The sequence below is a fragment of the Rhizobium sp. NFACC06-2 genome (assembly GCF_900101425.1).
Taxonomy (GTDB): Bacteria; Pseudomonadota; Alphaproteobacteria; order Rhizobiales; family Rhizobiaceae; genus Agrobacterium; species Agrobacterium leguminum.
In genome coordinates this window covers 188,267-199,967 of the sequence record NZ_FMVA01000004.1, presented here as the reverse complement: position 1 = coordinate 199,967, position 11,701 = coordinate 188,267, and the positions used below count along the sequence as shown (strand labels likewise).

Annotated in this window: 11 protein-coding genes and 2 riboswitches; of the genes, 3 read left to right on the top strand and 8 right to left on the bottom strand. The window is 59.7% G+C overall.

Translation table 11 applies throughout. The features are described from left to right. Position 1: 1 nt before the first annotated feature. The 4 genes from thiB to F3H58_RS09735 form a co-directional block, all read right to left on the bottom strand. Complete coding sequence (gene thiB, locus F3H58_RS09750) at positions 2-1,015, bottom strand: thiamine ABC transporter substrate binding subunit (protein WP_149742046.1); 1,014 nt, start codon at positions 1,013-1,015, stop codon at positions 2-4. Positions 1,016-1,054: 39 nt separating this feature from the next. After that, a riboswitch (TPP riboswitch) is annotated at positions 1,055-1,165 on the bottom strand. A gap of 45 nt (positions 1,166-1,210) precedes the next feature. Then, the gene (locus F3H58_RS09745) at positions 1,211-1,603 is read right to left on the bottom strand and encodes a VOC family protein (protein WP_003520331.1); all 393 of its coding nucleotides are present in this window, start codon (positions 1,601-1,603) and stop codon (positions 1,211-1,213) included. A gap of 98 nt (positions 1,604-1,701) precedes the next feature. After that, positions 1,702-3,528, bottom strand: coding sequence for an ABC-F family ATP-binding cassette domain-containing protein (locus F3H58_RS09740; protein WP_149742045.1), 1,827 nt, complete (start codon positions 3,526-3,528; stop codon positions 1,702-1,704). Between the two features lie 4 nt (positions 3,529-3,532). Beyond that, complete coding sequence (locus F3H58_RS09735; protein WP_149742044.1) at positions 3,533-4,186, bottom strand: thiamine diphosphokinase; 654 nt, start codon at positions 4,184-4,186, stop codon at positions 3,533-3,535. Between the two features lie 89 nt (positions 4,187-4,275). Further along, a riboswitch (SAM riboswitch) is annotated at positions 4,276-4,352 on the top strand. 82 nt (positions 4,353-4,434) lie between these two features. Here F3H58_RS09735 and metA point away from each other — a divergent pair. Together metA and F3H58_RS09725 are read left to right on the top strand one after the other, a co-directional pair. Continuing rightward, positions 4,435-5,361, top strand: a complete 927-nt coding sequence (gene metA / locus F3H58_RS09730) for a homoserine O-acetyltransferase MetA (protein ID WP_149742043.1) — start codon at positions 4,435-4,437, stop codon at positions 5,359-5,361. A gap of 177 nt (positions 5,362-5,538) precedes the next feature. After that, positions 5,539-6,558: an aldose epimerase family protein gene (locus tag F3H58_RS09725; protein WP_149742042.1), complete on the top strand. Its 1,020-nt coding sequence runs from the start codon at positions 5,539-5,541 to the stop codon at positions 6,556-6,558. Positions 6,559-6,573: 15 nt separating this feature from the next. On the opposite strand, the gene mtgA is transcribed toward F3H58_RS09725, so the two are convergent. Continuing rightward, positions 6,574-7,221 (bottom strand): monofunctional biosynthetic peptidoglycan transglycosylase, encoded by a 648-nt coding sequence (mtgA, locus tag F3H58_RS09720; RefSeq protein ID WP_286169378.1) that lies wholly within the window; start codon positions 7,219-7,221, stop codon positions 6,574-6,576. 236 nt (positions 7,222-7,457) lie between these two features. Here mtgA and F3H58_RS09715 point away from each other — a divergent pair, with 236 nt between their 5' ends. After that, positions 7,458-8,372 (top strand): polyprenyl synthetase family protein, encoded by a 915-nt coding sequence (locus F3H58_RS09715; protein ID WP_149742040.1) that lies wholly within the window; start codon positions 7,458-7,460, stop codon positions 8,370-8,372. A 30-nt stretch (positions 8,373-8,402) separates the two neighbouring features. Here F3H58_RS09715 and F3H58_RS09710 read toward each other — a convergent pair whose 3' ends face one another. The 3 genes from F3H58_RS09710 to F3H58_RS09700 form a co-directional block, all read right to left on the bottom strand. After that, positions 8,403-9,065, bottom strand: a complete 663-nt coding sequence (locus F3H58_RS09710; protein WP_003520323.1) for a YiaD family glycine zipper/OmpA-like lipoprotein — start codon at positions 9,063-9,065, stop codon at positions 8,403-8,405. Between the two features lie 66 nt (positions 9,066-9,131). Next, entirely contained in the window at positions 9,132-10,382 is a 1,251-nt protein-coding gene (ispG, locus tag F3H58_RS09705; protein WP_020010805.1) for a flavodoxin-dependent (E)-4-hydroxy-3-methylbut-2-enyl-diphosphate synthase, read from the bottom strand. 120 nt (positions 10,383-10,502) lie between these two features. Next, the gene (locus F3H58_RS09700; protein WP_020810992.1) at positions 10,503-11,693 is read right to left on the bottom strand and encodes an MFS transporter; all 1,191 of its coding nucleotides are present in this window, start codon (positions 11,691-11,693) and stop codon (positions 10,503-10,505) included. Positions 11,694-11,701 lie beyond the last annotated feature (8 nt).

Sequence of the window (11,701 nt, the reverse complement as noted above, 5' to 3'; positions counted from 1 at the left end):
CTCAATTCATGCTCATGGCGGCAAGCCATTCATCGATCCATGCCTTGCGGTTCTTCGCCACCTCTTCCGGATCCATCAGAAAAGTCTTCTGCGGCACCACGAGTTTCGAAAACGCCTCCGGCAAGGGCTTCGAGGTTGCCGCAACCGGCATCATCCAGTTATTTTCCGGAATGGCATCCTGAAAACCGGATGTCAGCGTGAAAGCCAGGAACTGCTTTGCCAGTTCCTTGTGCGGCGCGTTTTTGAGGAGACCGGAAACCTCGATCTGGATGTAATGTCCTTCGGAAAAGGCGGCGGCCTGATAACGATCCGTTTTTTCAGCGACCATGTGATAGGCGGGCGAGGTGGTGTAGGAGAGCACCATCGGCACCTCACCCTTGGTGAAGAGGCCATAGGATTCCGACCAGCCCGGCGTAACGGTGAGAATGCGCTTCCTGAGCTTTTCCCAGGCCTCCGGGGCCTTATCGCCGTAAACCGATTTCACCCATAGCAGAAGGCCAAGCCCCGGCGTGGAGGTGCGCGGATCCTGAATGACGACTTTCTGCGAGGGGTCGCCTTCCACGAGGTCTTTCAGGCTCGTCGGCGGGCTTTTCACCGTCTGCGTATCATAGATGACAGCGAAATGGCCGTAATCATAGGGAATGAAAACATCGTCCGTGTAGCCGCCCGGCACTTTGGCCGCCGATGCATCGATGCCGCTGACATCGAATAGACCGGTCTGTTTTGCTTCCGCGACAAGATTGGTGTCGAGGCCAAGCACGACATCCGCCTTGGACCCCGCCCCTTCAAGCTTCAGACGATTGAGCAGCGCCACGCCATCGGCCACGCCGACGAAATTGACCGTGCAGTTGCAAACCTTCTCGAAGGCCTCCTTCACCTTGGGACCGGGACCCCATTCGGAAACGAAGCTTTCATAGGTGTAGACGGTCAGTTCCTGTCTATCCTGTGCGACGGCAAGACCGGGCAGAAACAGCGAGGCGGCAAAGAGAGAATTCAGGAAAAGACGACGGCGCACGGGTATCTCCTCAAAAAAACGATCGGGAAATAGCCGCCTGCGTTAAAGCCGTCTAATCCCTCCGCCGGTATGAACCGGATCAGGTTCTTCGGGTTGGCAAGCCTCTCAGCCTTTTGCACCCAAGCGCAAAAGACACCCCGTTAGATCAAGATGATGGTGTAGTCCCGCCGTCCCTTATTGGCAAGATGGCCGAGGTCAGCCCTGTTCCGTCATATGCACCAGTTCCCAGACGTGCCCGTCGGGATCCTGAAAGCTGCCGGCATACATGAAGCCATGGTCCTGAACAGGCTTCCAGCCGCTGCCGCCGGAAGCAAGCGCCGTGGCGATCATCCGGTCGATTTCCTCCCTGCTTCCGGCGGAAAGACAGGTCAGAACCTCGGTGGTTCGGGTCGCGTCGGCAATGTCGCCGTTGATGAAATCGCGGAAACGTCCCTCCTGGAGAAGCATCACGAAGATATTCTCTTCCACGATCATGCAGAGCGTGCGGTCATCCGAATATTCCGGGTTGAAGCTGAAACCGAGAGCAGTGAAGAAGTTCCTTGATGTCTCGATATTCTTGACCGGCAGATTGACGAAAATCATGCGCATTTTCACAACTCCTCCAAACGAACGCCGGCATAGAACGGCAATTCTGCCTTTCTGTCAAAGGCCGAAGGAGGACCGGTCAAACGGGGAACTGATTGCCTTCAGCCCTCCAGTTCCTCGCGCAGCATTTCCAGTTCCAGCCATTCTTCTTCCATGGCCTCCAGCTTGTCGCGCAGCTTCGACATTTCCTGCGCGAGTGTGTTGAAGGCCGCCGGGTCCTTTGTGAAAAGCTCCGGATCGGCCATGCGCTGCTCGCGTTTTGCGATTTCGCTTTGCGCCTTTTCCATCTCCTTCGGAAGATTTTCGAGCGCGAATTTCTGCTTGAAGGAAAGCTTGCCCTTGGCCTTTGAAGGATCCTGCGATGCAGAGGCCGAAGGTGCGGCCTTCGCCTTTTCCTGTTTCTCAGCCTTGCGTTTTTCTTCGGCCGCACCCTTGCGCTGCGCCATCATGTCCGAATAGCCACCGGCATATTCGATCCATCGTCCGTCCGGCTGATCCGGATTGACGGGCGCGATGGTGGAGGTGACGGTGCGGTCGAGGAAATCGCGGTCGTGGCTGACGAGGATAACAGTGCCGGAAAAGCCCGCAACGATTTCCTGCAGCAGATCGAGCGTTTCGATATCCAGATCGTTGGTCGGCTCGTCGAGGATCAGAAGATTGGTCGGCCGCGCCAGAATGCGTGCCAGAATAAGGCGCGCGCGCTCGCCGCCGGAAAGGTTACGGATCGGCGTGCGAGCCTGTTCCGGCTGGAACAGAAAGTCTTTCATGTAGCCCGTCACATGCTTCAATTCGCCGTTGACCAGCAGATTTTCGCCGCGGCCATCGGTCAGATAATGCGCGAGCGTATCGTTGGGATTGAGATCCTCGCGTTTCTGGTCGAGCGTCGCGATTTCCAGATTGGTGCCGAGCTTCACCGTGCCGCTATCGGGCTCCAGCTGGCCGGTGAGCATCTTCAGAAGCGTGGTTTTACCGGCTCCATTCGGGCCGACGAAGCCGATGCAATCGCCGCGATGGACGCGCAGCGAAAACGGCGCGACGATCACGCGCTCGCCGTAAGCCTTGGTGATGGCCTCGGCCTCGATGACCAGCTTGCCGGATTCACGTCCTTCGGTAACGGTCGCCTGCACCGTGCCCTGAGGTCCCTTGTGGCCGCGATATTCCGCACGCATGGCCTGAAGCTCGCCGACGCGGCGCATGTTGCGCTTGCGCCTTGCGGTCACGCCATAACGCATCCAGTGCTCTTCGCGCTCGATGGCCTTACCGAGCTTGTGCTGCTCCAACTCTTCTTCTTCCAGCACCTTGTCGCGCCATTCCTCGAAATGGGCAAAACCGCGATTGAGACGGCGCGACTGGCCACGATCCAGCCAGACGGTCGAGGTTGAGACCTTTTCGAGAAAACGCCGGTCATGGGAAATCAGCACCAGCGCGCTGCGCGTCTGCTGCAGCTCGCTTTCAAGCCATTCGATGGTGGGCAAATCGAGATGGTTGGTCGGTTCGTCCAGCATCAGAATATCGGGTTCCGGCGCCATGACGCGGGCAAGGGCGGCACGTCGCGCTTCACCGCCGGAAAGGCTCGCCGGATGTTCCTGCCCGGTGAGACCGAGATGCTCCAGAAGATAGGTGACGCGATAGGGATCGTCACCGGGTCCGAGCCCCGCTTCGGCATAGGCCTGAACCGTGTCGTAACCGGCAAAATCCGGGGCCTGCTCCAGATAACGGATGGTGGCGGCCGGATGCCGGAAAACCTCGCCCGACTGTGCCTCGACCAGACCCGCGGCGATCTTCATCAGGGTGGACTTGCCGGACCCGTTGCGCCCGACAAGGCAGATGCGGTCGCCCGGTTCCACCTGGAGATTGGCGCCATCGAGCAGCGGGGTCACGCCGAAGGTCAGCTTGATGTCATCGAGTTTCAAAATTGGGGGTGCCAAGGCGTCAGGCTCCGGTCAGATCATAAGGGCGGGCGAGCACGATGGCTTTTCCGCTTTTCAGCGAGAAATGCACGGGGCCGCCATTCGCGACATTGGAAATAGTGCGGGACGAACCGAAAGCAAGCGCAAAATCCGTGAGCGGATAACGCACATTGGCGATATCGAGCCCCTCAAGGGCGGTAAATCCGGCAACCGAAAACAGCGAGGCGGGCGGCAGATCGATATCGAGCGAACCGGCAAGCAGCGGCCGCGCCTCTTCTTCACCGGAGGTCAGCGTAACGTCGATACCACGTTCTGCAAGCGCCACCGCGTAAAGGAGGTGCTGAAGTGCATGGTCGCTTCTCGCGCCTCCAAGCGCACCGACAAGCACCAGCGAATGCGCTCCACGGGAGAGAGCTTCCGATACCGCGATCTCGCCATCCGTCACTGCCTTTGCGGCCGGGTATGGCTGCCGCGCTACATCGGGCCAGGCCTCCAGCAACTCTTTGCTGGCGGAATCGAAATCCCCGACCCACAACTCCGGCGCAAGGCCAAGCGGCCCGGCATGGCGCATGCCGCCATCGGCCGCAATCACACGGCTATCCGCGACCGCCTTTTGCAGACGATCGGTCACCGTGACATCGCCGCCAAGCAGAATGGTGAAGCGCTCTTTATCCATGACCTGCCTTATCGCACCTCGGCCAAAAATGGAAAGCGGAAACCCGATGAAGTCGGCCTATATTGATTTTCGCCGGCTTCGGGATTAAGAAACGCCTCAGTGGTGATTTGCCGACCGGCTTGCAGCCACTTTAAAGAAGTCGCTAAAGGGTCGAGGAAAAAGGCAATTTCCTGGGACCGGTCGCGATTTCGCTGCCGGTTTTTTGTTTTCGCAACGTTCTTTACGTGATCCGGAAAAGAGAGTTCGACATGCCGATCAAGATTCCCGATACGCTTCCCGCTTTTGAGACCCTCGTTCATGAGGGCGTGCGGGTCATGACCGAAACGGCGGCCATCCGGCAGGATATTCGCCCGCTCCAGATCGGGCTTCTCAACCTCATGCCGAACAAGATCAAGACGGAAATCCAGATGGCGCGCCTCGTCGGCGCCTCGCCGCTGCAGGTGGAGCTGTCGCTGGTGCGGATCGGCGGCCATCGCGCCAAGAATACGCCGGAAGAGCATCTTCTGTCCTTCTACGAGACGTGGGAAGAAGTGCGCCACCGCAAGTTTGACGGTTTCATCATCACCGGCGCCCCCGTGGAGACGCTGGCCTATGAAGACGTGACCTACTGGAACGAAATGCAGAAGATTTTCGAATGGACGCGGACCAACGTCCATTCGACGCTCAATGTCTGCTGGGGCGCGATGGCCGCCATCTATCATTTCCACGGCGTTCCGAAGCACGAGCTGAAGGAAAAGGCTTTCGGGGTCTATCGTCACCGCAATCTCTGCCCCTCATCGATCTATCTGAACGGCTTTTCGGATGATTTCCAGGTTCCGGTCTCGCGCTGGACGGAAGTACGCCGCGCCGATATCGAAAAACATCCGAAACTCGAAATCCTGATGGAATCCGAGGAAATGGGCGTTTGTCTGGTGCATGAGAAAGAGGGCAACCGGCTCTATATGTTCAACCATGTCGAATATGATTCGACATCGCTTTCCGACGAATATTTCCGTGACGCGAATGCCGGCGTGCCCATCAAGCTTCCGCATGATTATTTTCCACACAACGACCCGGCGCTCGCCCCGCTCAACCGCTGGCGCAGCCATGCCCATCTGTTTTTCGGCAACTGGATCAACGAGATATACCAGACGACACCCTATGATCTCGAAGCCATCGGGCAACTGGCCGCGTAAAGCGCGTCGCGTTTTATCGAACGCATGCGACGCGCTTTCGTTTTTGTTTTAAGCATGTCTTTGTCCCAAAACCGCGGCGCACTTTTGGGAGACATGCTTTGAATTGCGGGATTGCGAATTGCCGGAAAATGACGCAACGTCCGCCCGGCAATGCGCAACATCAGGGAGAATGACGAGATGAGCGACGCGGCGGCGCGGGAGAATTTCGGTTTCACGGCGACCGGCGAAAAAGTCGAACGCGTCACCATCTCGAAAGGCGGGCTGACGGCCAAGGTCATCACCTGGGGCGCTGTCATTCAGGATCTGCGCCTTGAAGGCCACCAGCCGCCGCTCGTCCTCGGCTTCGACAAGTTCGAGGACTACAAATATTCCTCCTATTTCGGCGCCACGCCCGGCCGCAACGCCAACCGCATCGGCGACGGGCGGTTCTCCATCGACGGGCACGACTACCAGCTGGAGCTCAATGAAAAGGGCGTAACCCACCTGCATGGCGGCAGCGACGGCATGGGCAAGCGCAACTGGATGCTGATGGAACATGGCGAAAGCCACGCGGTTCTGCAGATCATCGATCCCGATGGCCGCGCCGGTTATCCCGGCAATTGCACGGTCACGGCCACCTATACGATCCTCGACGGCGGCGTACTTTCGGTGGTCTATGAAACGGTGACCGACAAGCCGACCATCGCCAATGTCTGCCAGCATTCCTATTTCAATCTCGATGGCGCAGACACCGCGCTTGGGCATGAGATCAGCATCGCGGCTGATTTTTACCTGCCCACCAATGACAAGCAGATACCGACGGGCGAAATCCGCTCCGTCGAAGGCACCGTCTTCGACCTGCGCCACCCGACACCAATGCGGCGCAAGGAGAATGGCGAGCAGGTTCTCTACGACCACAATTTCTGCCTGTCGCCAGAGCGCCGCGCAAAACGCAAGGTCGCCCGCGCCTATTCGCCGGCCTCCGATATCGCCCTTGAGGTTCACACCACCGAACCCGGTGTGCAGTTTTATTCGGCCTTCAAACTGGACGTTCCGGTTCCCGGCCTCGATGGCCGTCATTACGGCCCCTTTGCCGGTTTCTGCCTGGAAACGCAGATTTGGCCGGACGCCGTCAACCACCCGGATTTTCCGCACGCCATCCTGCGGCCGGGTGAAACCCTGCGTCAGGAAACCGACTATATTTTCAAGAAAGGCTGACGCGACGCGCCGGGGTCAATCCAGCACGCAGCCGACATAGCCGCCGGAGGCACGCGCGCGCCGTTCGATAAGGCCGGCAAGCCGTTGCAGCCCGCGTCCCGGCTTGCTGGCGACGCGGTCTATGGGATTGGGCAATGAAACAGCCAGCAGCGCCGCCTGACGGGAACTGAGCTTTGCGGCCGGCACCTTGAAATGGTGCTGGGCGGCAGCCTCGATGCCGTAAATGCCCGGTCCCCATTCGGCAACGTTGAGATAAATCTCCATCATCCGTTTTTTCGACCAGACGAAATCGGCCGCAACCGCCAGCGGCAATTCCAGCCCCTTGCGCAGGAAAGAGCGCCCATTCCATAAAAACAGGTTTTTGGCCGTCTGCATCGGAATGGTGCTGGCGCCGCGGGTGGAAGCCCCCTCAAGCGCATCGCTGACCACGGATTGCATCTGGTTCCAGTCCACGCCGCCATGGAAACAGAATTGCCCGTCCTCGGACATCATCACGGATTGCACGAGGCGCGGCGAAATATCCTCAAGCGGCACCCAGCGCCGGTCATATCCCTGCAGGGTCACCAGATCGGCGAGCATCAGAGTCGAGACCGGCCGGATGAACGGCAGCGCATAAACCGGAATCAGCAGATAGGGCAGGATCAGCAAAGCCAGCAAGGTCATGACGATACGCTTTGCCAACGTGCGAAAATCCACCTTCGGACTGCTCCGGTCTTCCGCCAGCACGGCGTAATCTGCGTCGCTTTCAGGCGTACTGCTCAATATTCGTCAAAGCCCCGCACCAATTGAAGCCTTTCATAGTCCATTGCCGCCTTCAAGGCGAGTCCGCTCAAATAGTTGCACCTCTGGAATCACGAAAAGGTTTGCCTGCATTCGCGCGGCATGCCAAAGAGCGCGGCATGGACGCTGCGATGACAAATTTCGAAACGAAGCTGCGCGAAAACGCGGCAAAAACCGAAGCCCTGCTTGGTCGCCTGCTTTCCGGCGAAGCCCGCGCGGATGAGATCACGCGCCCGCAAAACCTGCTCGACGCCATGCGCCATGGCGTGTTGAACGGCGGCAAACGCCTGCGACCCTTTCTCGTCATCGAAAGTGCCGCCCTTGCGGGCGGTAATGCCGAAGCCGCCCTTTATGTCGGCGCGGCACTGGAATGCCTCCATTGTTATTCGCTTGTTCATGACGATCTGCCGGCCATGGACGACGACGACCTGCGCCGCGGCCAGCCGACCGTGCATCGCAAATTCGATGAGGCGACCGCAATTCTCGCCGGCGACAGCCTGCTGACGCTTGCCTTCGATATCATCGCATCGGACGAAAATCCGCTTGCGGCCGAGCGCAAAGCCGCGCTCGTACTTTCGCTTGCCCGCGCGGCGGGCATCGGCGGTATGGCCGGCGGCCAGGCGCTCGATCTCGCTGCTGAGAAAAAAGCACCTGATGAAGCCGGCGTCATTACATTGCAGGCTATGAAAACCGGTGCACTGCTGCGTTTTGCCTGCGAGGCGGGCGCAATCGTCGCCGGCAGCGATGTTTCCGAAAGGCAAAGGCTGCGTCTCTTCGGCGAAAAGATCGGCCTCGCCTTCCAGCTTGCCGACGACCTTCTGGATTTGACGGCCGATGCCGCCACCATGGGCAAGGCAACCGGCAAGGACGCCGCGCGCGGCAAGGGAACGCTTGTAGCGCTGCGCGGCGAGGACTGGGCGCGCAACCAGCTGCGGGAGCAAGTGGCGGAAGCCAGCGAACTGCTGGCCCCTTATGGCGAAAAGGCCGCGATTCTCATCGCGGCCGCCAGATTCATCGCTGAACGAAAAAGCTGAGCGGCTACCACTCAGCTTTTCATCATCCAATCAGCCCTTAAGCGGCGAGATCAGCACTTCGACGCGACGGTTCTGGGCGCGGCCATCCGGCGTTGCATTCGAAGCGATCGGCTGCGACGGGCCGAAGCCGAGCGTCGAAATACGGCGCTGATCGACGCCCCGCGCGCCGAGATAATTGGCGACCGATGCGGCACGACGCTCCGAAAGGCCCTGATTGTAACCGGCGCTGCCGGTCGAATCGGTATGGCCGTTGATGTCGATCAGCGTGCGGTTGAACTTGTTCAGCACGATGGCGACGGAATCGAGCGTCTGATAGAATGGCGGGATGACCTGATCCTGGTCCGTCGCGAAGGTGATGTTCGACGGCATGTTGAGAACGATGCTGTCGCCACGGCGGGTAACCGAAACGCCGGTTCCCTGAAGCTGGGCGCGAAGCTCGGCTTCCTGGCCATCCATGTAATTGCCGATGGCGCCGCCGGCGAGCGCGCCGATGCCCGCACCAATAAGCGCGGCATTACGGCGACCGGTCGGCGAACCGCCGACAGCCAAACCGCCCAGAGCACCGACCACGGCGCCGATGCCGGCGCCGCCGGCCGTGTTCGACATCTTCTGCTCACCCGTATAGGGATCGGTGGTGGTGCAGGCGGAAAGATAGGTCCCGCAAAGGGCGACGATCGCGATTTTTTTGATCATGTGTTTTGATGCTCCGAGAGGTTCAGGAGGTATGACGGTGGAATTCCGGCCTTTTCACGGTACTCTTTACTCCGCCGCATCTTTCCGGCCAAAACGCTTTTCGATGTAATCGATCACAAGCGCTTCAAAATCGGCGGCGATATTGGGACCACGCAGGGTCAACGCCTTTTCACCGTCGATGAAAACGGGCGCTGCGGGGCTTTCGCCGGTTCCGGGCAGGGAAATGCCGATATCGGCATGTTTGCTTTCACCGGGGCCGTTGACGATACAGCCCATGACGGCAACGTTGAGCGCCTCGACACCCGGATATTTCTCACGCCAGATCGGCATGTTCTTGCGAATGTCGTTCTGGATGTTCTGGGCAAGTTCCTGAAAGACGGTGGAAGTGGTGCGCCCGCAGCCGGGACATGCCGCAACGACCGGAATGAACTGACGGAAACCCATAACCTGCAGCAATTCCTGCGCCACCTGCACTTCGCGGGTGCGGTCACCATTCGGCTCAGGCGTCAGCGAGACGCGGATCGTATCGCCGATGCCGTGCTGCAGCACATAACCCATGGCGGCGGATGAGGCGACGATGCCCTTGGAGCCCATGCCCGCTTCAGTGAGGCCGAGATGCAGGGCGTGGTCGGAGCGTTCCGACAGCATAGAATAAACGGCGATCAGGTCCTGCACCTGGCTGACCTTGGCCGACAGGATGATGCGGTTGCGCGGCAGGCCGATCTCTTCGGCAAGCTCGGCGGAAATCAGCGCCGACTGAACAATGGCCTCACGCGTGACCTGACGGGCGGAGAGAGGGAAACCCTGCTCCTTGTTCTTGTCCATCAGCGTCGTCAGAAGTTCCTGATCGAGCGACCCCCAGTTGACGCCGATTCGCACCGGCTTGTCGTAGCGGATCGCCATTTCGACGATCTCGCCGAACTGCTTGTCCTTCTTGTCCTTGAAGCCAACATTGCCCGGATTGATGCGGTATTTCGCCAGCGCTTCGGCGCAGGCAGGATGATCAGCCAGAAGCTTGTGGCCGATATAATGGAAATCGCCGACAAGCGGCACATCAAGCCCAAGACGCAGCAGCCGCTCGCGGATCTTCGGCACGGCGGCCGCGCTCTCGTCGCGGTCGACGGTGATGCGCACGATTTCCGAACCGGCCCGGAAGAGCGCCGCCACCTGTTGCACGGTGGCGTCGATATCCGCCGTATCGGTGTTGGTCATCGACTGCACGACGACGGGCGCGCCGCCACCGACGATGACACCGCCCACGTCTACGGCGACGGATGCGCGGCGGGGCTTGGGATCGTAATCGGCATGTGACGTCATGGCGGTCTCTGGAGCTTGCGGCAAGGTCTGGCAATTGAGGTGAAACAGGCAAGCCTGCTTGTCAACACCCAACGCATGAGAGCTTCTACTTTACCGCAATCATGGCAAAATTCGAGACGCCTATTCCTTGCCCGCGCCATCCGCATGGCGGGCGAGCCGCGAAAGCAACAGAACCACCACATGCAAGAGCGGCAGGGCGATGAAGACGCTGGCAAGGCCGGTATGCTCGGCAATAAAGCCGATGGCGGACGGCGCCACCAGAATACCGGAATAGCCCATGGTGGTGACCACCGAGAGACCAATGCCGGGCGCCAGTCCCGGCATGTTGCCGGCGGCGGAAAAGGCAATCGGCACCATGTTGGAAATGCCGATGCCGGCAATCGCGAAGCCGATGATCGCAATAGTGGAATTTCCCGCAAGACCGGCAATCATGAGACCGATAATCGACATGGCCGAACAGAAGCGCAGGGTCGTCACGGCGCCGAAGCGGTCACGCACCAGATCGCCGGCAAACCGCATGGCCGCCATGGTCATGGAAAAAGCCGCGAAAGCGAAACCGGACTGCGATACCGAAGCACCGAGTTCATTGCGCAGATAAAGAGCGCCCCAGTCGAGGATAGCGCCTTCAGGAATCATCGAGAACAGTGCCATCAGGCCGATGATCCACGGCAGCGGCGTCAGCGGCAGGCCGCCTTTCGGGCGCTCTTCCTCCGGATGCGGACGATCCGCAAGGACGCGCGGCCACGCGATGACCAGCAGCACGAGCGCGATGACGGTTAGCGCAATGGCATGTCCCTGCACACCGATGGCCGTGATGAGATAACCGCCAAGACCGGCGCCGATCAGGCCGCCAAGGCTCCAGAAGGCGTGGCACGACGACATGATGGCGCGGCGCATATCCCGTTCCACCGCTACCGCATTGGCGTTCATGGCGACATCCATCGCCCCCGTCAGCCCGCCGAACAGAAACACCGCAATCACCCCGGCCCACACCGTGCCCGCCCAGGAAATGAAAAGCAGGGTCGGCAAAAAGATCGCCGCGGTGACGAGGCTCACCGTACGTGAGCCGAAACGGGCGATCTGCGAACCGGCAATCGGCATGAAAACCAGCGAACCGATGCCGAAGACCAGAATGATCAGGCCGAGCGCGCTCTCACTGAGGGACAGGCGCGCCGCAAATTCCGGAATCTTGGGCGCCCATGACCCCATCATGAAACCGTTCATCAAGAACAGCAGGGAAACGCCCAGCCTGTGCCGCGTCAGATAGGACGAGCGTATGCCTGTCGGCGAAAATGTCGTGGGGCCATTCATCGGCAATA